A 22620-nucleotide genomic window follows, 5' to 3' on the forward strand; every position below is an offset into this window, starting at 1 on the left:
GGCTGTACGGTTTTCGTGAGGTCCAGGTGGAACATGAATTAAACTGGGGATCATCAAGATTAAAATGAGTTTGTCTCAATAGTGGTCGGATAACGACAATGGCTCCCATCAACACACAGGAGTTTTTGTCATGGCTTTGGCCCATTCCCTTGGATTTCCGCGCATTGGCCGCGACCGCGAACTGAAGAAGGCACAGGAAGCCTTCTGGAAGGGTGAACTCAATGAGGCCGGCCTGCGCGCTGTCGGCGCCGAGCTGCGCAAGGTCCATTGGGACCTGCAGAAGGACGCCGGTATCGAGCTGCTGCCAGTCGGCGACTTCGCCTGGTACGACCAAGTGCTGACCCACTCGCTGATGTTCGGCGTGATCCCCGAACGTTTCCGCCCGCACGACGGCAAGGCTACCCTGCAGACCCTGTTCGGCATGGCCCGTGGCGTCAGCGACCGTTGCTGCGGCGGTGTCCACGCCCAGGAAATGACCAAGTGGTTCGACACCAACTACCATTATTTGGTCCCGGAGTTCAGCGCCGACCAGTCGTTCCAGCTGGGTTGGGAGCAACTGTTCGAGGAAGTCGCCGAAGCCCGTGCATTGGGCTACCCGGTCAAGCCGGTGGTGATCGGTCCGCTGACCTACCTGTGGCTGGGCAAGGCCAAGGGCGGCGACTTCGACAAGCTCGACCTGCTGGAGCGCCTGCTGCCGCTGTACGGCCAGATCTTCCAGCGCCTGGCCGAACAGGGCGTGGAATGGGTACAGATCGATGAGCCGATCCTGGCCCTCGACCTGCCACAGGCGTGGAAGAACGCCTTCGAGCGGGCCTACAACCTGATTCAGCGCGACCCGTTGAAAAAACTGGTCGCCACCTACTTCGGCGGTCTGGAAGAGAACCTCGGCCTGGCCGCCAACCTGCCGGTCGATGGCCTGCACATTGATCTGGTGCGTGCGCCTGACCAGTACCCGACCATTCTCGACCGCCTGCCGGCCTACAAGATCCTCTCCCTGGGCGTGGTCAACGGCCGTAACGTCTGGCGCTGCGATCTGGAAAAGGTCCTGGCGGTGGTGCAGCACGCCCATGAGCGGGTGGGCGATCGCCTGTGGGTGGCGCCGTCCTGCTCGCTGCTGCACAGCCCGGTCGACCTGGAACGTGAAGACCAGCTCGATGCCGAGCTGAAAAGCTGGCTGGCCTTTGCCGTGCAGAAGTGTGAAGAGGTGGCGCTGCTGGCGCGGGCCGTGAGCGAACCGCACGCGGCAGAGGTGCAGAAGGCCCTGGCCGACAGCCGTGTCGTCCAAGCCAGCCGCGCCGCGTCGCCACGCATCCACAAGCCGGCCGTGCAGGCCCGTGTGGCAGCCATCACGGCCCGGGACAGCCAGCGCCAGTCGCCGTTCACCACACGGATCGGGAAGCAGCGCGCGGGTCTGAACCTGCCGCTGTTGCCGACCACCACCATCGGTTCGTTCCCGCAGACCGCCGCGATCCGCCTGGCCCGCCAGTCGTTCAGGCAGGGCAAGTTGACCGAGTCCGACTACATCGAGGCGATGCACAGCGAGATCCGTCATGCCGTGCAGATCCAGGAGCACCTGGGGCTGGATGTGCTGGTGCACGGTGAGGCCGAGCGCAATGACATGGTCGAGTACTTCGCCGAGCAACTGGACGGCTATGTATTCACCCGTTTCGGCTGGGTGCAGAGCTACGGTTCGCGCTGCGTGAAACCGGCGGTGATCTTCGGTGACCTGAGCCGTCCGCAAGCCATGACCGTGGAGTGGATCCGGTACGCCCAGGGCCTCACCGACAAGGTGATGAAGGGCATGCTCACCGGTCCCGTGACCATGCTGATGTGGTCGTTCCCACGGGAGGACGTGACCCGTGAAGTGCAGGCCCGGCAACTGGCACTGGCGATCCGCGATGAGGTCGTCGACCTGGAAGCGGCCGGCATCCGCATCGTGCAGATCGACGAAGCCGCCTTCCGCGAAGGCCTGCCGCTGCGCCAGGCCCAGTGGCAGCACTACCTGGACTGGGCCACCGAATCCTTCCGCCTGTGCGCCTCGGGTGTACGTGATGAAACCCAGATCCATACCCACATGTGCTACAGCGAGTTCAACGATGTGATCGAGTCCATCGCCGCGATGGATGCGGATGTGATCACCATCGAAACCTCGCGCTCGGACATGGAGTTGCTGGAGGCCTTCGAAGCGTTCGCCTACCCGAATGAAATCGGCCCGGGTGTCTACGATATCCACTCGCCACGGGTACCCGAGGTGGCCGAGATGGCCAACCTGCTGCGCAAGGCGGCCCGGCGGATTCCGGCCGGGCGTTTGTGGGTCAACCCGGATTGCGGGCTGAAGACCCGTGGCTGGCCGGAGACCGAGGCGGCACTGGTGAATATGGTGAGCGCAGCCCGCCAGCTGCGTGCCGAGCTGGCCTGAGGACCGGATAGCCGTAGCCGATTGGTGGAGGTTCCCGGGTTTTCGGGCCCCCGCACAAACGGGTCGCACGGAAGAGGGGATTGGGCATAGCATTCGCACTCGGGGTGGCGAGCGCTATCGGACTCGCCCCCGGTCAATGGATTGCCCGATGAGTCTACTCACCCAGACAGAAGCCCAGCAGCGCGCCGACGATATACGAGTGTTCCAGCTGGAGCTGGACCGGCTCGAACGCGAAGGCGCGCTGCAACTCTCTGCCGAGCAGCAGCTCGGCCTGACCCGCCATCACCAGGCGCTGCTCGCCGGCTACCGCGATGCCTTCGATATCGATCTGAGCACCCGCTCCCGGCAGTTGTCGATGGGCATGCGTATCGCCTCGTTTCTCGGTGCACTGGCCCTGGCGGCCAGCGTGTTCTTTCTCTTCTACCGCTTCTGGGGCACGTTCTCGACCGTCGCCCAGGTCACGACGCTGCTGTTGGCGCCACTGCTGACCTTCATCGCCACGATGTGGCTGCAGGGGCGCGACAGCACCGGCTATTTCACCAAGCTGGCAGCCCTGGTGGCGTTTGCCTGCTTCGTCCTCGATATCAGCATGCTGGGGCAGATCTTCAATATCGCCCCGTCCGACAAGGCCTTCGTCGTCTGGGGGCTCTTCGCCCTGTTGCTGGCCTACAGCTGCAACCTGCGCCTGCTGCTGTTGGCGGCGATCATCTGCCTGGCCGGCTTCGTCGCCGCGCGGGTGGGTAGCTGGGCCGGGGTATACTGGCTGGACCTGGGAGATATTCCGGAGAACTTCTTCCCGGCAGCCGTGTTGCTCGCTCTGGCTGCGCGGTTCATGCCGCACAAGCGCTTCCCCGGCTTCGCCATGACCTACCGGGTGTCCGCGCTCCTGGCCCTGCTGGTGCCGGTGCTGGTCCTGGCCCATTGGGGGGAGGGCAGTTACCTGGCGTTCGATCCGAAGCGGGTTGAGCAGGGCTATCAGGTGGCGGGTTTCCTGCTCAGTGCCGCAGCGATCTGGCTCGGCGTACGTTGGCATTGGCCGGATGTGGTCAACACCGGTGTGACCTTCTTCGTGATCTTTCTGTTCACCAAGTTCTATGACTGGTGGTGGGAGACTCTGCCCAAGTACCTGTTCTTCTTCGTGGTTGGCCTGGCTGCGGTGCTGGTGCTGGTGGTGCTCAAGAAACTGAGGGCACCGCAGGCCGGGGGTGTCCAATGATCAAATGGACAACCCGCTACACCCTGATTGCCGGTGTGACGCTGATGCTTGTCACCCAGGCGGTGGTTCTGCTCGGGGTGGCCCATAACCGCAGCGGAACGCCGCAAGCGGTACTGAACCTGTCCCAGCGTGAGCTGCAGTTGCCGTATGGCAATGATGCCGACAACAGCGGCCTGTCGCTGCATCTGCGTCTGCGGGGGCTGCATCCGTACGAGAACGCCTTTTCCGACCCGGGCGACATCACCGTCTGGCTGGACAAGGACAAGCTGGCGAGCCTGGGCTTCGATGTCTCCAAACCCTACGACACACAGTACAGGGGCAGCCGCTACGCCAGGCGGTTTTCCCGGCCGGTGTTCCTGGCCTTCGAGTTCAATGGTCCGGCCTATCGGCGGGCCGTCGAAAAGGCTCGGGCATACGAGGCGCGGGTCACGGAGAAAAATGCCCGGGAAGCGGCCAGCCGATCGCTGGCCTTCGAGCTGAAGGGCAACAGCCGGCTGTTCCTGATCGATGCCGGCCTGGATGCCCAGGCGCTGCGCGCGCAGTACCCGGATACCCGTCGATACCTGATCCTGCCCGGCAGGATCGAGCCCCTGGTGCTCGACAGCGGTGAAGACCGGCCGCGGCTGCTGACGGGGCGTGTCAGTGAGGTCGCGGCGGACAATATCAACGTGCCCGCCGCCTTCAGCCGCCTGCTCGAGCCGATACGGCAGCAGATCAGCGGGCAGCGCTACGAGGATCGCGAGAGTGACGCCTTCGGCTTCAGCGCGACGGTGGCCTTCGGGCAGCGGTTCGAGCCGTGGATCGTCGACCTGGCACCCACGCAGACGCCCCCTCGTCCGTAGTGAAGGGAAGGATCGGGAGCGCTGCTCAGGATTGACCTGCGGCGCTCCTCAGGGTTGTGGCCGGCATGGGCCTGGTAGAAATCATCATCCGCCGTTCAGGTCGGAGAAATGGTGCCCAGCAGGCCGATCGCGATGGTCAGTAGCAGGAAACCGCCGAGGAAAATTGCCATCTTGCCCATGATTTCAGGCCTCCTGAGCCAAGGAATTGCGGTGCAGCGAAAATCGAGTCATATCGAACTCTCCCCTCAAACACGACCCGGGACGCCGGGCGGTGACTTATTGTCGGGGGAAATCTGATCCCGATACAGATTCAGGTAACGAAGAAAAATACGGATCAGATGACTTTGGAGCTGGGCAGGTCATGGAGCAATGGCTCGCCACTGTTGCAGTGGCGAGCCAGGGGCTGTCAGTGGCGGTCCAGCCAGACGGTCTGGGCGTTGCAGAACTCACGCACGCCGAAGTGCGACAGTTCCCGGCCGAAACCGCTCTTCTTCACGCCGCCGAAAGCCACGCGGGGGTCGGAGGCGCTGTAGCCGTTGATGAACACGCCACCGGTTTCCAGCTCATCGGCCATCTGCCGTGCCAGCTCGACGTTGGCGGTGTAGACGGTCGAGGTCAGGCCGAACTCGCTGTCGTTGGCCAACGCCACGGCATGGCGGGCGTCACGGGCGGTGATGATCGACGCCACCGGGCCAAACAGTTCCTGCTTGAACGAGGTCATCCGGTCGGTGACATCGCCCAGCACGGTCGGCTCGTAGAAGTTGCCGTTGCCTTCGGCCTTCCTGCCGCCCAGCAGCAGGGTCGCGCCTTCGGCCAGGGTCGCCTGGACCTGCTGGTCCAGCTCGTCGCGCAGGTCGAAACGGGCCATCGGGCCGATGTAGGTCTCGGCCGACAGCGGGTCGCCCACCACCAGTTTGCGGGTGGCTTCGACGAACTTGCGGGTGAATGCCGCGACCACGCCCTGCTCGACGATCAGGCGCTTGGCGGCCGCGCAAACCTGGCCGGTGTTCTGGTAGCGGCCGATCACCGCCGCCTGCACCGCCGCGTCGAGGTCGGCATCATCGAGCACGATGAATGGGTCGGAGCCGCCCAGTTCCAGCACGCATTTCTTTAGCGCCGCCCCGGCTTGAGAGCCGATGGCGGTGCCGGCGCGCACGCTGCCGGTCAGGGTCACGGCGGCAATGCGCGGGTCGGCGATGGCTTTGGAGACACCGTCCGGTGTGACGTTGATCACTTCGAAAACACCCTCTGGGAAACCGGCATGCCTGAACGCATCGAGCAGCAGGTAGGCGCTGCCCATCACGTTCGGTGCATGCTTGAGCACGTAGGTGTTGCCGGCCAGCAGGGTCGGCACCGTGCCACGCAGCACTTGCCAGATCGGGAAGTTCCACGGCATCACCGCCAGGATCGGGCCCAGTGGCCGGTACTCGATACGGGCGCTGCCGTTGTTCACCAGCGTCGGTTCGGGCGCCAGCATGGCCGGGCCGTGCTCGGCGTACCACTCGCAGAGTTGCGCGCATTTCTCGATTTCGCCACGGGCCTGGGCGATCGGCTTGCCCATTTCCAGGGTGATCATCTCGGCCATCCGGCTGGCGTTGGCGCGCAGGGCTCCGGCCAGGGCGACCATCCGTTGCGCACGCTGGGCGATGCTGATCCGGCGCCAGCTGGCGTAGCCTTTGGCGGCGCGCGCCAGCGCTGCGTCGAGCTGCTCGGCGGACTCATAGGCATAGTGGCCGATCTGCTGGCCATTGAAGGGGTTGATCGAAATTGCGTGGGTCTGGTTCGACACAGTCATCATGGCACCGTCCTGTCGGGTGGGTTATGGGGCCAGATTACGGGGCTGTTGTTTTTCTGGAAACTGAATAATACTGAGCAAAACATTCACAATTGGAGAATGGTGTGGATCTGGTCCAGCTGGAAATCTTCAAGGCTGTTGCCGAGCAGGGCAGCATCAGTGCCGCCGCACAACTCATTCACCGGGTGCCATCGAACCTGACCACTCGCATCAAGCAGTTGGAGCAGGACCTCGGGGTGGAACTGTTCATCCGCGAAAAGAGCCGCCTGCGCCTGTCGCCGGCGGGGTGGAGCTTCCTCGACTATGCCCGGCGCATTCTCGACCTGGTCGCCGAGGCGCGGTTGACGGTGTCCGGGGAAGAGCCCCAGGGGCCGTTCGCCCTCGGCTCGCTGGAGAGCACGGCGGCGGTGCGCATCCCGGCGCTGCTGGCGGCCTACAACCAGCAATACGCCAAGGTCGAGCTGGACCTGTCCACCGGCCCCTCCGGCACCATGATCGAAGGCGTGCTGTCCGGGCGCCTGGTGGCGGCCTTCGTCGACGGGCCGATCCTGCACCCGAGCCTGGAAGGCGTGCCGGTGTTCGACGAGGAGATGGTGATCATCGCGCCCCTGCAGCATGCGCCGATCACCCGCGGCGCCGATGTGAATGGCGAGAGCATCTACGCCTTTCGAGCCAACTGCTCGTACCGTCACCACTTCGAGAGCTGGTTCAGCCACGACGCGGCGGTGCCCGGCAAGATCTTCGAGATGGAGTCGTACCACGGCATGCTGGCCTGCGTCAGCGCCGGTGCCGGCCTGGCGATGATGCCGCGCAGCATGCTCGAAAGCATGCCGGGTTGCAGCACTGTCAGTGTCTGGCCGATGTCGCCGGATTTTCGTTACCTGCAGACCTGGCTGATCTGGCGCCGCGGTACCGTGTCGCAGAACCTGTCGGTGTTCGTGCAATTGCTGGAAGAGCAGGGCCGGGCAAACCGCAGCCCGGCCGCGTGACGGACCGTCTGCCATCCCCGTATGCTTGGCGTTCGCCGAATGCCCCCACCCAGACAGGAGCGCGCATGACCCTCAGCTTTGTAAAGATGCATGCCCATGGCGATGACTTCGTCGTCATCGACCGTCGTGGTCAGGCGGACCCGATCACCAGCACGGTGGCCCGGCGCCTGGGCGACCGCCACCGTGGCATCGGTTTCAACCAGTTGGCGGTGGTGCTCGATTGCGAGGATGCGGCGGCCCGGGTGGTGTTCTGGAACTGCGATGGTTCGCCTCTCGAGACCTGCGGCAGCGCCACCCGTGGGGTGGCCGACCTGCTGATGCGCGAGTCGGGCAACTCGTCGGTGCAACTCAGGAGCAACCGGGGCTTGCTGACCTGCGTGCGCGAGGAGGGCGGGGCGATTTCGGTGGACATGGGCAAACCGTCGCTGGCCTGGCAGGAGGTACCGCTGGCCGAGGCCATGGACACCCTGGTCCTGCCGATTGCCGGCAGCCCGGTGGCCTGCAGCATGGGCAATCCCCATTGTACCTTCTTTGTCGAGGATATCGCCGCGGTCGACGTGGCCGAGCTGGGGCCGAGGATCGAAACCGATCCGCTGTTTCCGAAAAGGACCAACGTGCATTTCGTCCAGGTGCTGGACCGCGGTCATATCCGCCTGCGCATCTGGGAGCGGGGCGCCGGCATCGCGCAGGGTTCGGGTTCCTGCTGTTGCGGCGCGGTGGTGGGCGGTATTCGCCGTGGTCTGCTGGACGAGCGGGTCGAGGTGCAATGTGACGGCGGCACGGTCAGCGTGCAGTGGGATGGCCGTGGCGGGGTGATCCTGAGCGGGCAGGTGGAGACGGTTCTGCAAGGCACGATTGCCGGGTATTAGACTGGACAAGCGCCGGGAAAGGCGGTCCCATGTGCCGTTTTCATTCAGAGATAGTGCCATGTCAGAAATCATCGACGAATCCTTCTATGACCGTGCGGACGAGCACATCAACCTGTCCAACGAGCAGCTCAAGCAGGTCGAGAACTTCGGCAAGGTCAACGCTTCGATGATGTTCGGCACCACCCGCTTCAATGCCTGGGTCAGTGCGCGCAACTTCAAGTCCGGTGAGGAAATGGCCCAGGCCCGGGAGGCGATGCTCAAGTATTTCTGCGAGCAGTATCGGTTGATGCTCGAGGACAACCTCGACGATCACATCAAGCACTTCGACCTGTACATGGGGGCGAAGCAGGACTGAGTTGTCGAGGGTTCAGGTTCCGATCGTTCCCACGCTCCGCGTGGGAACGATCTTTGATCACATCGCTGATCGCTAACGGCTACGAGCCGCCAGCATCAACTGAGTCTGCTGCGCCAGGTACAGGCCTTGCCGGTCACCACCCTGGTGGCCCTGCATGACCTCAACCAGGCGCTGACCTGCGATTGCCTGGCGATCCTCGACCGGGGGCGCTGACGTAGTCGGCGGGGATGCCGTTGCCAGCGCAGTGACATACTCAGTGGGCGGAAGCCTTGCGCCAGGCGCTCATGATGGTCGCCAACACGATCAACGCGGCACCACCGGCCATGCGCAGCGACGGTTGCTCGCTGAACAGCCACCAGGCGCAGGCGATCGCATACACCGGCTCCAGCGCGATGATCATGCCAGCAGTGCGGGCCTGCAGGCCTTCGAGGCTTTTCACGAACAGGAACTGCGACAGCCCGGTGCAGAAGATGCCCAGTACCGCGAGATTCACCCAGTCGTCAGTGCTCAGGCTGTTGGTCGCCAGGTGGCTGAAGGCGAACGGTGCCACGAGGGCGGCGACCACGACGTTCTGCCAGAACGAAGTCTGCATGGCGTTCATGCCGCTGGTGTTGCGACGGTTGGCGACGGTCAGCAGGGCGAACGACAGGCCCGAAGCCAGGCCCCAGATCAAGCCTACGGTACCCTGGTCGAGCATGTCGAAGGAGGGCACCACCAGCACCAGGCCGGCCGACACCATCAGCAGCAGCAGGCTTTCGGTGGTGCCGATCCGGTCACGGAACACCAGCAGGTCGATCAGTGCGATGAATGCCGGGAAGCTGGCGAAGCCCAGCGTTGCCACAGCCACGCCACCGACTTTCACGGCGATGAAGAAGGTCACCCAGTGTGCGGCGAGCAGGGTACCGGTCAAGCCGATGATCGGCAGGTTGCGCCAGCTCAGCGCATCCAGCAGGCGGGTGCCCTTGAGCCCGGCGACGAAACCGAGGGCGATGAAGGCGAAGGTGGCGCGGCCGAAGGTGATCAGGCTGGCATCGGCCTGGATCAGAGCGCCGAGAATACCGGTCAGCCCGAACAGGACCGCGGCGATGTGGGCGACGAGCAATGCATTGCGGTGACCGGTTGCAGAACCGGCACTGGAGATCGATGTAGTAGTCATGGCAGTCAAATCTTCACAATTGTTGCGCACACAGAGATGGTCCGCTCGTGCGCGCGGGTCCATAGGTTCTGAGTCATATTGTTGTCTGCGACCGGTTGTCCGGCTCGGAAGGGCGCCGCAGCGTTGGAATTGTGAAGCGAGGCTGCATACTCGCGGGTGTCGCGGGACCGGCCTATGGCGTAAGGGCGGTCTGTGTGCGGATTATTGGATTTGCCGATTTTGACGGAGCGATCAGAAACGACACGGTTTTGTCGGAATACGACTTGCTGACCAGAGGTGGTTCATTGTGGTGCTGGCGGCTCTAGGCCGTCTGTCGCAGAGCGAGTGAGCCATGCCTGGCCCCTTCCGCTGTGGATGGCGAGTTTTGCACTTTATTTGGCGGGATATCCATCTGTGATCAGGGACGGGCCCCACATAGAATCTCTGAAACTGAAAGTTTATCTACGTTTTTATTTGAATGCTGATCTCAAGGTATCTTATATGGATCGCCGCAATGTGCTGAAAGTACTATTATCAGGTTTGGTGTTATCCATTACACCGACTCTGCCAGTGCCCGTGCTCGCGCAGTCCGCTCCTGACTTTGGACTGCCAACGCTGCCGCAAGAGCGCGTTCATCGCATTAAAATGGGGGGCGTAGAAATTATCGCTTTGCACGATGGCGCTACACGTCTCCCCTTGAGTGATCGCTATGTTGTCAATGCACCTTTTGCTGAAGTGAAGAAGTTGGCATCAGTCCAAGGCCTAAGCACTGAATACGTTGAGCTGCCGTTTACCGCTTATCTGATTGTTTCCGGCTCTCGCCACATTCTTCTCGATACTGGCCTTGGCGAGTTTGGGTCTCCGAGAGAAACCACTGGCAAACTGACAGAAAGTCTTCGACTTGCAGGTTACGAGCCCGAAGATATCGATACCATCCTCATCTCACATTTCCATGCTGATCATATCAGTGGGCTGAGAAATGCTGCTGGAAATTTTGTCTATCCAAACGCCACGGTCTGGGTGCCAGAACCCGAGTATGACTACTGGATGAGTGATGCCAACAGGCTGGCTGCGCCACTACAACGTAAAGGCGCATTCGAAATTGCCCGACGGGTGTTTCTTGGTATGCCTGAAAAGATGCTGAGAAAATTTAGTCCCGGAATAGAAGTTGCTCCCGGAATATTTTCAAAGGCTGCTTATGGGCATACCCCGGGACATACCATCTACGAAGTCCGCTCGGGCAAGAGTTCCTTTTACTACATCGCGGACATGATTAACGTTCCTGCTTTCTTTGCAACGCATCCTGAGTGGATGGTAGCCAGCGACATTGATCCAGAACGCGCGCTGGAAGTACGGCGGCAGTTCCTGAGTATGGTGGAGAAAACCAATCCATTGGTGGGCGGCTTCCATTTCCCATTTCCGGGCGTAGGGCATCTTGAACCTGAAGGGGCGGGCTACAAGTTCTACCCGGAAAATCAATCCAACTGATGTAGCCTGCCATTCAAATCGCACAATCGCCCAGGTTGCCTTGGGGGCTGGCGGCTCCAGGGTCTGTATGAAAAGCCTTGAGACGAAGGTCAGGCTGTTTTCAACGTAGCATCACCGAGGATCAAGGTTTTTCATACAGAGCCTAGAACGGGCTATTGCAGCGCAAGCATCATGGTGATGGGCGACAGATCGGGGCAGGCGGCGAAGCCCGCGTGCCTCGCGTAAAAATCGGCGAGCCTTTCATTCAAGGGATGGACCAGCACGGCGGTCGATCCCACTGTTTCGGCGGCATTGATACAGCGCTCGATCGCATCTTGCAGAAGGTCGATGGCATATCCGTTGCGCTGGATGGCAAGGTCTACACCCATTCGCCCCAGGATGGTGACTGGGTGCTGTGCGGGAGAGTTGCGTTGCCGGCTCCTTGGCGTCACGTGCGCACGCATGATCGAACCATTGGACAGGGTGTAGTAGCCGACGACCCTCCGGGTGCCTTTCAGGCAAATCACATACACCACCGCGTGTTTGGCGGCTTGGGCTTTATGTGCCTTGTGGAGGAGGTATTCATTGATCGACCTCTCTCCACAATCGAGATCACTTGGCTCGTGCTGCTCATCAATCCTGAGGCCTGCTCAGGTTGCCCTTGGATTTCCTGTACGTCCATACATAGATAACTACTGAGACAAAGGTCATCTGGGACCGGGTGTTGCCAATGAAAAAGCCCTGAACAGGTCAGGGCTTTTGGCGTCGCGATCCATGCGTGCGGAACGAATCAATCCCAGCTCAGTGCACCGCCGGTCTGGTACTCGATCACGCGGGTCTCGAAGAAGTTCTTTTCCTTCTTCAGGTCCATGATCTCGCTCATCCACGGGAACGGGTTGGTGGTGCCCGGGTACTCTTCCTTCAGGCCGATTTGCGACAGGCGACGGTTGGCGATGAACTTGAGGTAGTCCTCCATCATCGCCGCGTTCATGCCCAGCACGCCGCGCGGCATGGTGTCACGGGCGTATTCGATTTCCAGCTGGGTGCCCTGCAGGATCATCTGGGTCGCTTCTTCCTTCATCTCGGCATCCCACAGGTGCGGGTTCTCGATCTTGATCTGGTTGATCACGTCGATGCCGAAGTTCAGGTGCATGGACTCGTCGCGCAGGATGTACTGGAACTGCTCGGCGACGCCGGTCATCTTGTTGCGCCGGCCCATGGACAGGATCTGGGTGAAGCCGCAGTAGAAGAAGATGCCTTCGAGCACGCAGTAGTAGGCGATCAGGTTGCGCAGCAGTTCCTTGTCGGTCTCGACGGTGCCGGTGTTGAACTGCGGGTCGGAGATCGAGCGGGTGTACTTCAGGCCCCAGGTGGCCTTTTTCGCCACCGAGGGGATCTCGTGGTACATGTTGAAGATCTCGCCTTCATCCATGGCCAGCGATTCGATGCAGTACTGGTAGGCGTGGGTGTGGATCGCCTCCTCGAAGGCCTGGCGCAGGATGTACTGGCGGCACTCGGGGTTGGTGATCAGGCGGTAGACGGCCAGGACCAGGTTGTTCGCCACCAGGGAGTCGGCGGTGGAGAAGAAGCCCAGGTTGCGCATGACGATACGACGCTCGTCGTCGGTCAGGCCTTCGGGGTTTTTCCAGAGGGCGATGTCGGCGGTCATGTTGACCTCTTGCGGCATCCAGTGGTTGGCGCAGCCGTCGAGGTATTTCTGCCAGGCCCAGTCGTATTTGAAAGGTACGAGCTGGTTGAGGTCGGCGCGGCAGTTGATCATGCGCTTCTCGTCGACGGCGACACGGGCCGAGGCGCCTTCGAGTTCGGCCAGGCCTTCGGCGACATCGAGGGCGTCGAGGGCGGCCTTGGCGCGGATGATCGCGGCGGAGTCGCTGGCGGTCACGGCACGGGCTTCGAGGGCGGCGGCACCGCCGGCGCTGTCCAGGCGATCGAGGGTGGCTTCGGTGATCTGGCCGGCAACGGCGCCCTTGGCTGCCGCTTCGCCGTCTTCCTTGTCGAATTCGTCCCAGCTGAGCATCGGATATTCCTTGTAGGTAGGGGTGTTTGGAGGCCTGGTTCACTGCCTTTCGAGCAGGCAGGTAGACACGTGTTTGGAACTCCCGTTCAACAGGATTCACAGCACAAGCAGGCAATCGGCAAACCCTGGTGTTCCAGGGCGGTGAGAGGTGCCGTAGGAGAAGTTTGGCACATCATGTAGTGTTTTTCTTGGGTGTCGGCACACTATATGGTGGTTTTTCCGATGGGTCAATCCGCAGGTGGCTGCCGTGCGGTTTCGCCGCAGCCAGGGCGGCAGGGCCGCTGAGTGGCATTCGCCAATGCTCGATGACGCCTGCGCCATGGCCGCCCTGTCCGGCGGCCTGGCGACAGCAGATGAAACGGCCCCATGACGTCTAGTCGAGTGCCGCCAGTTGGCCTTGCAGGCGTGCGATCAGCGCACGGCTGCTGGCTTGCATGGGCGCACGCAGTTCGTCGCGAATCAGCCCCTGCAGGGCCAGCACGCTTTTCACCGGCGCGGGGTTGGGTTCGGCGAACAGGCTCTGGAGCAACGGCGTCAGTTGGAAGAAGGTGGTTCTGGCGGCGGTGAGTTGCTGGTCCCGGACCTGCCGGTGCAGTTGCACGAACAACTCCGGGCGAATGTGGGCCGAGGCGGCAATCGCCCCGGTGGCGCCCAGGCACAGGGCATTGAAGATCTGGTTGTCTTCGCCGCACAGCACATCGACCTTGCCGCTGGCCAGCAGTGCGAGGGTGTTGTTCAGGTTGCCGCCGCAGTCCTTGATGGCGACGATGTTTTCGTGGGCGACGATGTCGAGCAGGGTCGCCGCTTCGAAGCTGACCCCGGTGCGATAGGGAATGTCGTAGAGAATCAGCGGTACGCTGGAGGCATCGGCGACGGTCTGGAAAAACGCCTGCAGCCCGGCCTGGGAAGGACGGATGTAGTAGGGCGCGGGCACCAGCAGGCCTGCCAGTGGACGCTTGAGGATTTCACTCTGAAACTGCAGCAGTTCGCTGAGGTTGTTGCCGGCCAGGCCCATCACCACCTGCTGCGGTGTGGCCACTTCGAGTACCGCATCCAGTACCGCCAACTGCTCGTGCTTGCCCAGGGCGGCGGCTTCCCCGGTGGTACCGCAGACGACGAGACCGTCGACGCCACTTTCCAGCAGATGGCTGGCCAGCCGGCGCAGGGCGACGAAATCGATGGCCTGGTTGATGAACGGCGTGACGATGGGGACCCAGATACCTTGAAACGCGGACATGCACTTTCTCCTGATGGTTGACCGTTTCGTCACCGTCAGAAGCTTGGAGGGAAGTTGGGAGGAGGGAGGGTGCCCGTCGCGCTCAATGTCCTGTCAGCTCATCTGACGGGACAGCGCGCCCCGGTCACATGAGCGACTGTTTCTTCGATTTAGGGGCAAACGCAACGCACGCCACAGCCTTGGCATTCAAGCCCGTGGCGATAGCGAAAGTGTCGAGCGTTGCGGACATGTTTGTTTGCACCCTGATTCAGGCGCCCAGTTTTAAGAGCTGGCGCCGGGTTTGTCAATCCTTGGGCGTCTTGCCCAGGGAGAGCTCGGTGGTCGCTCGGCACGTGTGAAAGGTCTGTTGCTCCAGGCTCGTCCGGATCAGCGACGCCAATTGCCTGACCGCCCCCGTCGGCTCGGCCACGGCGCGGTGCAGCACATAACCCAGGTTCGGCACGTCGGGCAGCCCTGGCAGTGTTGTCAGGTGATCGGGCAGACCGATGCGGGTGCGCAGGGTGATACCCAAGCCCGCCGTCACGGCGGCCCAGATGCCGCCGACACTGGGGCTGGTCAGCGCCACCCGCCAGGGTATCCGTGCCTGATCCAGCGCTTCGGTGGCCGCACTGCGCAACACGCAGGGGGCATCGAACATCACCAGGGGCAGGGGTGCTTCCTCCTGGGCGAAGAGCTGATCCCTGGGGCCGATCCAGTGCATCGGCGTCGCGCCGATCCGGCTGGAGTGGGGTGTGTCGAGCGCGGTTTCCCAGGCCAGCGCCAGGTCCAGTTGGCCACGCTCGATCAGCCCCAGCAGTTCGGCGTTGCGGCCAATCCGCACTTCCAGGCTGACCCGCGGATGGACCTTGGCGAAACGGCGCAGGATGTCGCTGAGCAGGTGTTCGCCAAAGTCTTCCTGCAACCCCAGGCGCACACAGCCTTCGACCTGAGCCTGGTGCAGGCTGTCGAAGATCTCGTCGTTGAGTTCCAGCAGGCGGCGGGCCTGGCTCATCAGCGTTTCGCCCAGAGGCGTCAGCACCAGGCCGCGCCCCGACTTGAGCAGCACCGCACTGCCGACCTGTTCTTCGAGCCTTTTCAGTTGGGCACTGACGGCCGAGGTCGAGCGCCCGAGCCGGTCGGCCGCCTTGGCGAAGCTGTTCAGTTGCACGCCGGTGACGAAGGTGCGCAGGACATCGAGGTCGAAGCTGGGATGGCGCATGGCTTAAACGTCCACTTAATCGGGATTATGGGTTCTGATTAATCTGATATTCGGAATGATCGTCGCTTGCTAACTTGCCGGCGTCAACCCGATTCCAGGAGCTGTCCGCCATGCCTTTCGCCCGTATTTCGTTGCATCGGGGCAAATCGCCCGATTATCTGGAGAGGCTTTCCCAGAGCCTGCATGAAGCCTTGGTGGAAAGTTTCGACGTACCGCCCACCGATCGCTTCCAGGTCATTCACCAGCACGAGGTGGGGGAGTTGATCTTTGACGGGTATTACCTGGGCGGTCCGCGCAGCCAGGATTACGTACTGATCGCCATCACGGCTGGACGGTCGCGGGAGACGGCGGTGAAGCAGGCGTTCTACCGTACCCTAGTGGCGCGTCTGCAGGCGGCGCTGGGGCTGGACCCGGAGGATGTGATGGTGGTGATCACCACCACGGCGGCGGATGAGTGGTCGTTTGCCGGTGGGCGAGGGAATTGAGGGGGGTGATCCGCCAACGGCCACCCACGGCATCCGATCAGCGTTCGCCTGCGGCGGCAGCGATCACTCGCTCTCGAAAGCGCTGCAGCACCGACGAACTGTCGCCCACCCGCGTCGCCAGGTGAAGCGGCGCGATCAGTCCCGGGCATTCGGCCAGGGGCCGGTAGGCTATGCCATCGCCGCGCAGGCGCTGCATCGAGGCGGGGACGATGGACAGGCCAAGCCCCGCGGCGACCAGGCTCAAGGTCGCGGCCATGCGCGGGGCTTCCTGGATCACCCGGGGGCTGAAACCCGCCTCTCGACAGGCCACCAGGATGGCGTCGTACAGCCCCAGCCCGACTCGACGTCGATACAGCACGAAGGCTTCGCCCGCGAGGGCCGAAAGCGGCAGGGCCGTGTGAGTGTCCTGCGCCAGCGGATGGTCCATCGGCAGCGCCAGCAACATCGGCTCCGTCAGGATCGGCTCGGCTTGCAGGGTGGGTGTGCCGTTCAAGGGCGAACGCACGAACGCCGCATCCAGGCGCTCATGCACCAGCGCATCCATCAGCTCGCCGGTACCGGCTTCCTCCAGGACCACCGAGACACCACCAAACGCTTCACGAAAGTGCCGCAGAACACCAGGCACGAACGGATGCAGCGCCGCCGAACTGGTAAAACCGATACCGAGGCGGCCCTGTTCGCCACGGGCGGCGCGGCGCACCACCTCGGTCACCCCCTCGGCCCGCGCCAGCAGTTCCCGGGCTTCCTCCAGCAATGCCAGGCCGGCACTGGTCGGGCGCACACCGCGGGGCAGGCGCTCCATCAGGGTGACCCCCATCTCGGCTTCGAGCTTCTGCAACAGCCGGGTCAGCGGGGGTTGCTGCATATGCAGGCGCTCGGCCGCCCGGGTGATATGACCTTCCTCGGCGATGGCGACAAAGGCTTGCAGACGACGCAGTTCCAACATCTCAGATACCTTCAGGGTATGGCAGCTCATCATTATTGGCATTTGTCATCATGCTTTGCAAAACCTACGCTGTGCGCATTCCCTGAGCACAAAGAGGAAGCGTGATGACCTGGTCAGCCAAGCAGTATTCAACCTTCGAAGCCGAACGCACCCGCCCGGTACGTGATCTGGTGGCGGCGATCCCGACCCGCAATGTGCAGGTGGCGGTGGACCTGGGATGCGGGCCCGGCAATTCCACCGAGGTTCTGGCCGAGCGCTTTCCCGAGGCTCGGGTCACCGGTCTGGACAGCTCCGATGACATGCTGGTCAGTGCCCGTGCGCGCCTGCCCGGATTGAGTTTCGAACTCGCCGACATTGCCACGTGGAATCCGGGCCAGATGTTCGACGTGATTCTTGCCAACGCCTCGCTGCAATGGTTGCCGGATCATGCCAGCCTGTATCCGCATCTGGTGAGCAAGCTGGCCGGCGGTGGCAGCCTGGCGGTGCAGACCCCCGACAACATGCAGGAGCCTTCCCACCGGCTGGCGCGGGAAGTCGCGGCTGAGGGACCCTGGGCCGCGAAGATTGGCACTGTACGGCATCCACCGCGGCATGATGCGGCGTTCTACTATGAGCTGCTGAAACCGCATTGCGCGAACGTGGATGTCTGGCGCACCACCTACCATCACCCGCTGGCGGGCGGCCATGCGGCCGTCGTGGAGTGGTTCAAGGGGTCCGCCTTGCGGCCCTACCTGGCGCCGCTGGACGAGAATGAAAAGGCCGCCTACCTGGAGCACTACCTGGCGGCGATCAGTGAAGCCTATCCGGCGCTACCCGATGGCAGTGTGCTGCTGCCGTTCCCGCGGCTGTTCGTGGTGGCCAGTCGCTGATCGGCGACCGGGTCAGGTCATTGAGTGTCACGTTCTGCCGAGTGGCGCTCAGGGCCGCTTCCAGTTGTGCCACGGTTTTTTGCAACGAAATGCGGTTGCTGAAATAGGGAAGGGTCAGGAATGAGGTTTTTCCCTTGGGCCTTCAATCGCGATTGCAGAGCAGTCGCGATTTCCTGTGGGGAAATAAGAAATGTATGGCCAGCACCCACCCTGCAGGGTGCTGGCAACGTTGCTAAAGCGCGGTCTCCGGCTCCCGTTTTGCGGCTAGCGGGGTGTGTAGGTGGGACTGCAGCTCCAGCGTCTGCTCGAACAAGGCCTGCACCGCAGGTTGGTGGCTGACGGCAATGACGCTGCAGCCAGGCAGGCGCTCTCTGAGCAACAGCAGTAGCGCGCAGGCCGAGGTTTCATCCAGTTGGCTGGTGGCTTCGTCCAGGTAGAGCGTGTCGGGCCGGTAGAGCAGGGCACGGGCGAAGGCCAGGCGCTGCTGTTCGCCGCCTGAGAGTTCACGGGTCCATTCGGTTTCGCGCTGCAATTGGTCCTGCAGGACACCCAGGCCGACGTCCCGCAGCGTTGCGCGCAGTTCGGCTTCCCCGGGGACCTCTCTGGACGGGTAGGCCAGCAAGCGGTCCAGCCGGTCGCTGGCCAGATAGGCTTTCTGCGGCAGCAGCAGGCTGCGGCCGGGTGGCAATTGCCAGGTCCCGCGATGGAACGGCCAGACCCCGCCCAGGGTACGCAACAGTGTCGACTTGCCCAGGCCGCTCGGGCCGGCCAGTCGCAGCCAGCTACCGGGTTCGAGGTCCAGTTCCAGATGCTGAAGCAACGGGCTGCCATCGGGCAGCAGCACGCTGGCCGAGCCCAGTTGCAGGCGGCTGCCGAGAGCGGGTTGCCGGCGCTCGGCATGTGCCTGTTCCAGGGCGTTGTGAAACTGCCCCAGGCGTTCGACCGTGGCGCTCCAGTCCATGATCAGCCGATAGGCGCTGATGAACCAGCTGAGCGAATTCTGTACCGCGCCAAAGGCACTGCGGATCTGCATCAGCCCACCCAGGGTGATGGTCTTGGCCAGGAATGCCGGCAGGGCGGCGAACACTGGAATGATCAGGCTGATGCGGTCGTAGCTGACGGTGAAAAAGTTCAGGTCGCGTTCGCGGTTCATCAGTGCCCGCCAGTTGTCGGCGATTCGTTCGAAACGCGCCTTCAACTGGCGTTCTTCCACGCTTTCCCCGCGATACAGGGCGATCTGCTCGGCGTTGTCGCGCTTGCGCAGCAGGTCGGCCCGCAGGTCGGCTTCGCGATGCTGCTGTTCGTAGTTGAGGCGATGCAGCGGGCGGCCGATCCAGTGGGTCACTGCCGTTCCGACCACGGTGTAGATCACCGCGATCCACACCAGGTAGCCGTCCAGGGTCAGGCTGTAGCTGCCGAGGCTGAAGGTCTGGGTGCCGGATAGTTGCCAGAGGATGCCCAGGAACGCCCCGGCCTGGGCGAAGTTGGTGATGAACGACACCAGCAGGCTGACGCTGCTTTCGACCAGGCGCCTGACGTCTTCGGCGATGCGCTGGTCGGGGTTGTCCGGCTCGCCCTGGTGGCCCATGCGGTAGAACGCATGGTCAGCGAGCCAGCGGCCGATGACCTGCTCGGTCATGCTCTGGCGCCAGCGCAGCAGCAGGGCCTTGTGCAGCCAGTTCTTGTACACGGCGATCAGCACGAAGGCCCCGAGGTAGAGCAGGTACTCGCCCATCAGTCGATACAGCGCCGAGGTGTCGAAGGCACCCAGGGTGTCGTAGAAGGTCTTGCTCCAGGCATTGATCCGCACGTTGATCTGCACGATCAACAGACCCATGCCGATCACGCTGCCCAGCAGCAGCCACGACACCCACTGCTGGCGACTGCGCCAGTACGGCCAGGCCAGCCGGAAGAAGGTGCGCAGGGTGTTCATGGGCGTGCTCCGGAGGTTGGCAGCATTTGCAGTTCACGCTGGTTGGCCGGACTCCAGAGCTGCTTGGCCAGGGCCTTGAGGGCGGCCGGTTGCAGGCCTTGCACCAGTTGCCGCTGTTCACTCAGGTAGCGTGGGTCGGCATAGGCCCGTTCGCTGAGAATCAGCCGGTGGAGCTGGGTTTGCGGGTCGTTCAGCCGTTCGCGCTCCTGGCGCTCGAGTTGCTTGCGCAGGGCTGCCACGGTCTGGGCGTTGATGTGTTGCGGCAGTTGCGCGAGTACCTCGGTGGCCATTTGCCGGAGCTCGTCCAGGCGCTGCGGATCGGCGGTGAAGGCCAGGCGGCTGTCGATGCGCTGTGTGTCCTGAGCCAGTTCGCTTTCGAAGTTCAATCGATAGACGCCACTGGCTTCGCCGCGCAGCTTGGCCTTGAGCTCTTCCTGGGCCAGGCGCGCCAGCAGCGACACGGCGGCGGCCCGGGCCGGGCTCCAGGCGGCTTCGCTGAAACTGAAGGCTTGCAGATTGGCGCGGGGTTCCAGGGCAATTGCCAGGGTTTCCCGGTGGGCTCCGGTGAGCGGGGCGATGTCGTGGGCGGACAGCGCCCGGCCCCGTGGGATATTGGCCAGGTAGCGATTGACCTCGATTTCCAACTGCTGCGGCTCGATGTCACTCATCAGGTAGTAGGTGACCGGGCTCTGGCTCATGCGTTGCCATTGCTCCAGCAGGTCCTGGTGGCGCACGGCAGCCAGTTGTTCGGCATCGGGTTGCAGGGGCTGTCGCGGGGCGAAACGCAACCGGGCCAAGGCCTGGGCCTGCCGGGTCGAAACATTGTCGGCCTGGCGCGACAGGCCGTCGCGCATCTGCTCCAGGCTGTCGTCGACGGCCTGAGGATCGATCCAGGGCTGGCTCTGCCAGCTGTGATAGAGGGCCAGCAGCGGTTCCAGTCGCGCTCCCGTCGCCTGACCGGTGAAGGTCAGGCGACGGGCTTCGCTGCTCAGGCCGAGACTGACCTCATGCGCGCTGCGCCAGCGTTTCGACTGCGCCTGGCTCCAGCCTGGCGGGGCACTCTGGGAGAGCAGTTGTGCCGCGGTCTGTGCTTGCCATGGCACCAGGCCGTCGGCCAGATAGCCGGAGGGCGAGTCGATGCGCAACTGCGTCTTGCCATCCGTGCCGGCTCGTTTGAGCCAGACCAGCCGGTCGCCGTTGCTCAGTTGCCAGTGCTCGACCTGCTCGGCGTCGAAGCGTTGTTTGCCGATGATCCGGCCCGGCGTCTGCGGGACGGGCAGGCTCGGCAGTTCGGTCTGTTCCTCAAGCTTGGGCGGCACGGGGGGCAGTGGCGCTGCCCGCCACCGGGCAATGTCGGCCTCGACTTGCCTGGCGCTGGGCAGTGTGACGGGAGCCAGGCCAGGGGCCTGGTATTGCAGCACGCGATCCGGCTGGTCGGTCCAGTCGTTCCAGCGTCGGTTCAGGTCCGCGAGCTGGATACCGTCGAGCAGCTGCAGGGTCAGGTTGGCGATGGTGCTCGGGCGGACCACGCGGTGGTCCTGTATGGCGGCATCGTTGAGGCGGCGTACCCAGTCGGCGAAGTCACGGTCGTCGCCATTCTTGAGCATGCGCCGGGCGATATCGCGCAGGGCGGTTTTCTGCTGCTGGAGCTGCTGCTCGTCGAAACCGTTGTGGCGCAGGCGGGCAATCTCTTCGAGGATTTTCTGCAGGCCGGCCTCATGGCCGTTGGCACTGACCGCAGCGCCGACGGCGAGCACCGTGGACGCCTGGCCGATCTGGTGCTTTTGCAGGGTCAGGCTGCGTACCCCCGAACCGTTCTCGCGGCCCTGCTGAACCAGTTGCTGTTGCGCCAGCGACAGGACCAGGCGGTTGATCAGGCGTTGGCGCAGGCCCTCGGTGGTGGTAGCGCGGGCATCGGCCTCGTGGAAGCGGAACATCAGGGCGACGTTGCTGCCGCCGCTCTGGCTGTCCTGCACCTGGACGATGTTCAACTGTTTGCGCAAGGGCAGTTCCAGGTAGTCGCGACTGGGCGTCGAGGCGGTGGGCAACTGGCCGAACCAGTGTTCCAGGCGCGCCGGCAGGGTAGCGGGGTCGATATCGCCGGTGATCACCAACTGCATGTTGCCCGGTACGTACCAGCGCCGATGGAAGGCGGACAGGTCGGCCCACTGCGCGGCCTCGATACCCTCCCGGCTGCCGATGGGCGGGTGGTTGACGTAGCGTGAGCCGACCCGTTGGGCGTCACGTCGCTGTTCGTTCATGCGCTGGGCGACGCCCAGGCCACCGCGCCATTCCTCGAGGACGATCGGACGTTCCTGTTGCAGATCGGCAGCGGTGAAATCCACCGGACCGCTGATGGTCGCCAGTGCCTGCAGGCCCAGTTCCAGTTGAGCCGTGCCGGCGGCCGGGCTGAAGAAGTACTGGGTGCGGTCGTTGCTGGTGACGGCATTGAAGTTCTGGCCCTGTTTCCAGCCGGCGGCCAGCAGGCTCTGGCGTACCGTGCCGGGCAGGCTGCCACGCTGGTAGAACGACAGGTGTTCGAGCAGGTGAGCGACGCCGGCGCGTTCGCCGGTTTCATCCACCGAGCCGGCTTTCACCAGCAGGCGCAGGTCGACTCGGCCCTGCTGGCTGTGGTCCGGCAGCAGCCAGTATTCCAGCCCATTGGCCAGGGTGTCGCGCTGCAGGCGGTCGTCCCAGGGCAGTTCGGTGGTGGCTGGCCGGGAGGCGCAGGCGGTCAGCAGCAACAGGCCGGCAAGGCCTGTACAGAATGTCTTGATCATGAAGGGCTCGGGCTGGTTTCGGTCAGGGGCGGTCGGCCTTGCAGGAG

The 22620-nt window shown here is 63.3% G+C and carries 18 protein-coding genes and 1 pseudogene; 10 read left to right on the top strand and 9 right to left on the bottom strand.

Annotated elements, in window-relative coordinates; all coding sequences use genetic code 11:
* The first annotated feature begins 130 nt into the window (after positions 1 to 130).
* The 3 genes from metE to ACM62G_RS24955 all read left to right on the top strand — a co-directional run bounded on the left by metE (position 131) and on the right by ACM62G_RS24955 (position 4477).
* Positions 131 to 2419 (top strand): 5-methyltetrahydropteroyltriglutamate--homocysteine S-methyltransferase, encoded by a 2289-nt coding sequence (gene metE, locus ACM62G_RS24945; RefSeq protein WP_419735842.1) that lies wholly within the window; start codon positions 131 to 133, stop codon positions 2417 to 2419.
* Between the two features lie 148 nt (positions 2420 to 2567).
* On the top strand, positions 2568 to 3635 hold the full coding sequence (locus tag ACM62G_RS24950; RefSeq protein ID WP_419735843.1) for a DUF2157 domain-containing protein: 1068 nt from the start codon (positions 2568 to 2570) through the stop codon (positions 3633 to 3635).
* Positions 3632 to 4477 (top strand): DUF4824 family protein, encoded by an 846-nt coding sequence (locus ACM62G_RS24955; protein WP_273826440.1) that lies wholly within the window; start codon positions 3632 to 3634, stop codon positions 4475 to 4477. The genes ACM62G_RS24950 and ACM62G_RS24955 overlap by 4 nt, the downstream gene beginning before the upstream one ends.
* Before the next feature lie 406 nt (positions 4478 to 4883).
* Here the strand turns inward: ACM62G_RS24955 and ACM62G_RS24960 are convergent, their stop codons facing one another.
* Positions 4884 to 6275, bottom strand: a complete 1392-nt coding sequence (locus ACM62G_RS24960) for an aldehyde dehydrogenase family protein (protein ID WP_419735844.1) — start codon at positions 6273 to 6275, stop codon at positions 4884 to 4886.
* 101 nt (positions 6276 to 6376) lie between these two features.
* On the opposite strand from ACM62G_RS24960, the gene ptrR reads away from it, so the two are divergent.
* The 4 genes and pseudogenes from ptrR to ACM62G_RS24980 form a co-directional block, all read left to right on the top strand.
* Positions 6377 to 7261 carry a putrescine utilization regulator PtrR gene (ptrR, locus tag ACM62G_RS24965; RefSeq protein ID WP_054061129.1) on the top strand — a complete coding sequence of 295 codons (885 nt, stop codon included), beginning with the start codon at positions 6377 to 6379 and terminating at the stop codon, positions 7259 to 7261.
* 65 nt (positions 7262 to 7326) lie between these two features.
* Positions 7327 to 8130: a diaminopimelate epimerase gene (gene dapF, locus ACM62G_RS24970; protein WP_419735845.1), complete on the top strand. Its 804-nt coding sequence runs from the start codon at positions 7327 to 7329 to the stop codon at positions 8128 to 8130.
* Positions 8131 to 8188: 58 nt separating this feature from the next.
* On the top strand, positions 8189 to 8485 hold the full coding sequence (locus ACM62G_RS24975; protein ID WP_054061124.1) for a DUF3144 domain-containing protein: 297 nt from the start codon (positions 8189 to 8191) through the stop codon (positions 8483 to 8485).
* Between the two features lie 90 nt (positions 8486 to 8575).
* Positions 8576 to 8695 (top strand): annotated as a pseudogene (locus ACM62G_RS24980) (histidinol phosphatase); the annotation flags it as partial.
* 43 nt (positions 8696 to 8738) lie between these two features.
* On the opposite strand, the gene ACM62G_RS24985 reads toward ACM62G_RS24980, so the two are convergent.
* On the bottom strand, positions 8739 to 9641 hold the full coding sequence (locus ACM62G_RS24985; protein WP_054061126.1) for a DMT family transporter: 903 nt from the start codon (positions 9639 to 9641) through the stop codon (positions 8739 to 8741).
* A gap of 480 nt (positions 9642 to 10121) precedes the next feature.
* Here ACM62G_RS24985 and ACM62G_RS24990 point away from each other — a divergent pair, with 480 nt between their 5' ends.
* Positions 10122 to 11108: an MBL fold metallo-hydrolase gene (locus ACM62G_RS24990; RefSeq protein ID WP_160319913.1), complete on the top strand. Its 987-nt coding sequence runs from the start codon at positions 10122 to 10124 to the stop codon at positions 11106 to 11108.
* Positions 11109 to 11260: 152 nt separating this feature from the next.
* On the opposite strand, the gene ACM62G_RS24995 is transcribed toward ACM62G_RS24990, so the two are convergent.
* The 4 genes from ACM62G_RS24995 to ACM62G_RS25010 form a co-directional block, all read right to left on the bottom strand.
* The gene (locus ACM62G_RS24995; RefSeq protein ID WP_419737560.1) at positions 11261 to 11725 is read right to left on the bottom strand and encodes a GNAT family N-acetyltransferase; all 465 of its coding nucleotides are present in this window, start codon (positions 11723 to 11725) and stop codon (positions 11261 to 11263) included.
* A 152-nt stretch (positions 11726 to 11877) separates the two neighbouring features.
* Positions 11878 to 13125: a ribonucleotide-diphosphate reductase subunit beta gene (locus ACM62G_RS25000; RefSeq protein WP_416769221.1), complete on the bottom strand. Its 1248-nt coding sequence runs from the start codon at positions 13123 to 13125 to the stop codon at positions 11878 to 11880.
* A 373-nt stretch (positions 13126 to 13498) separates the two neighbouring features.
* Positions 13499 to 14362, bottom strand: coding sequence for a 4-hydroxy-tetrahydrodipicolinate synthase (dapA, locus tag ACM62G_RS25005; RefSeq protein ID WP_054057672.1), 864 nt, complete (start codon positions 14360 to 14362; stop codon positions 13499 to 13501).
* 283 nt (positions 14363 to 14645) lie between these two features.
* On the bottom strand, positions 14646 to 15560 hold the full coding sequence (locus tag ACM62G_RS25010; protein ID WP_054064424.1) for a LysR substrate-binding domain-containing protein: 915 nt from the start codon (positions 15558 to 15560) through the stop codon (positions 14646 to 14648).
* A gap of 110 nt (positions 15561 to 15670) precedes the next feature.
* On the opposite strand from ACM62G_RS25010, the gene ACM62G_RS25015 reads away from it, so the two are divergent.
* Positions 15671 to 16045: a tautomerase family protein gene (locus ACM62G_RS25015; RefSeq protein ID WP_273825885.1), complete on the top strand. Its 375-nt coding sequence runs from the start codon at positions 15671 to 15673 to the stop codon at positions 16043 to 16045.
* Between the two features lie 37 nt (positions 16046 to 16082).
* Here the strand turns inward: ACM62G_RS25015 and ACM62G_RS25020 are convergent, their stop codons facing one another.
* Positions 16083 to 16991 (bottom strand): LysR family transcriptional regulator, encoded by a 909-nt coding sequence (locus ACM62G_RS25020; protein ID WP_054057687.1) that lies wholly within the window; start codon positions 16989 to 16991, stop codon positions 16083 to 16085.
* Between the two features lie 104 nt (positions 16992 to 17095).
* On the opposite strand from ACM62G_RS25020, the gene tam reads away from it, so the two are divergent.
* On the top strand, positions 17096 to 17860 hold the full coding sequence (tam, locus tag ACM62G_RS25025) for a trans-aconitate 2-methyltransferase (protein ID WP_419735846.1): 765 nt from the start codon (positions 17096 to 17098) through the stop codon (positions 17858 to 17860).
* 232 nt (positions 17861 to 18092) lie between these two features.
* On the opposite strand, the gene ACM62G_RS25030 is transcribed toward tam, so the two are convergent.
* Positions 18093 to 19793: an ABC transporter ATP-binding protein/permease gene (locus ACM62G_RS25030; RefSeq protein WP_419735847.1), complete on the bottom strand. Its 1701-nt coding sequence runs from the start codon at positions 19791 to 19793 to the stop codon at positions 18093 to 18095.
* Positions 19790 to 22573: an insulinase family protein gene (locus ACM62G_RS25035; protein WP_419735848.1), complete on the bottom strand. Its 2784-nt coding sequence runs from the start codon at positions 22571 to 22573 to the stop codon at positions 19790 to 19792. The genes ACM62G_RS25030 and ACM62G_RS25035 overlap by 4 nt, the downstream gene beginning before the upstream one ends.
* Between the last annotated feature and the right edge of the window lie 47 nt (positions 22574 to 22620).

It is taken from the genome of Pseudomonas sp. COR18 (assembly GCF_048568395.1).
In the GTDB taxonomy this organism is placed as follows: domain Bacteria; phylum Pseudomonadota; class Gammaproteobacteria; order Pseudomonadales; family Pseudomonadaceae; genus Aquipseudomonas; species Aquipseudomonas fuscovaginae_B.

What these genes read in the sequence shown, in the direction of transcription:
- metE (WP_419735842.1), top strand. Translation starts at nt 131, where the DNA reads ATGGCTTTGGCCCATTCCCTTGGATTTCCGCGCATTGGCCGCGACCGC.
- ACM62G_RS24950 (WP_419735843.1), top strand. Translation starts at nt 2,568, where the DNA reads ATGAGTCTACTCACCCAGACAGAAGCCCAGCAGCGCGCCGACGATATA.
- ACM62G_RS24955 (WP_273826440.1), top strand. Translation starts at nt 3,632, where the DNA reads ATGATCAAATGGACAACCCGCTACACCCTGATTGCCGGTGTGACGCTG.
- ACM62G_RS24960 (WP_419735844.1), bottom strand. Translation starts at nt 6,275, where the DNA reads ATGATGACTGTGTCGAACCAGACCCACGCAATTTCGATCAACCCCTTC.
- dapF (WP_419735845.1), top strand. Translation starts at nt 7,327, where the DNA reads ATGACCCTCAGCTTTGTAAAGATGCATGCCCATGGCGATGACTTCGTC.
- ACM62G_RS24975 (WP_054061124.1), top strand. Translation starts at nt 8,189, where the DNA reads ATGTCAGAAATCATCGACGAATCCTTCTATGACCGTGCGGACGAGCAC.
- ACM62G_RS24985 (WP_054061126.1), bottom strand. Translation starts at nt 9,641, where the DNA reads ATGACTACTACATCGATCTCCAGTGCCGGTTCTGCAACCGGTCACCGC.
- ACM62G_RS24990 (WP_160319913.1), top strand. Translation starts at nt 10,122, where the DNA reads ATGGATCGCCGCAATGTGCTGAAAGTACTATTATCAGGTTTGGTGTTA.
- ACM62G_RS25000 (WP_416769221.1), bottom strand. Translation starts at nt 13,125, where the DNA reads ATGCTCAGCTGGGACGAATTCGACAAGGAAGACGGCGAAGCGGCAGCC.
- dapA (WP_054057672.1), bottom strand. Translation starts at nt 14,362, where the DNA reads ATGTCCGCGTTTCAAGGTATCTGGGTCCCCATCGTCACGCCGTTCATC.
- ACM62G_RS25010 (WP_054064424.1), bottom strand. Translation starts at nt 15,560, where the DNA reads ATGCGCCATCCCAGCTTCGACCTCGATGTCCTGCGCACCTTCGTCACC.
- ACM62G_RS25015 (WP_273825885.1), top strand. Translation starts at nt 15,671, where the DNA reads ATGCCTTTCGCCCGTATTTCGTTGCATCGGGGCAAATCGCCCGATTAT.
- ACM62G_RS25020 (WP_054057687.1), bottom strand. Translation starts at nt 16,991, where the DNA reads ATGTTGGAACTGCGTCGTCTGCAAGCCTTTGTCGCCATCGCCGAGGAA.
- tam (WP_419735846.1), top strand. Translation starts at nt 17,096, where the DNA reads ATGACCTGGTCAGCCAAGCAGTATTCAACCTTCGAAGCCGAACGCACC.
- ACM62G_RS25030 (WP_419735847.1), bottom strand. Translation starts at nt 19,793, where the DNA reads ATGAACACCCTGCGCACCTTCTTCCGGCTGGCCTGGCCGTACTGGCGC.
- ACM62G_RS25035 (WP_419735848.1), bottom strand. Translation starts at nt 22,573, where the DNA reads ATGATCAAGACATTCTGTACAGGCCTTGCCGGCCTGTTGCTGCTGACC.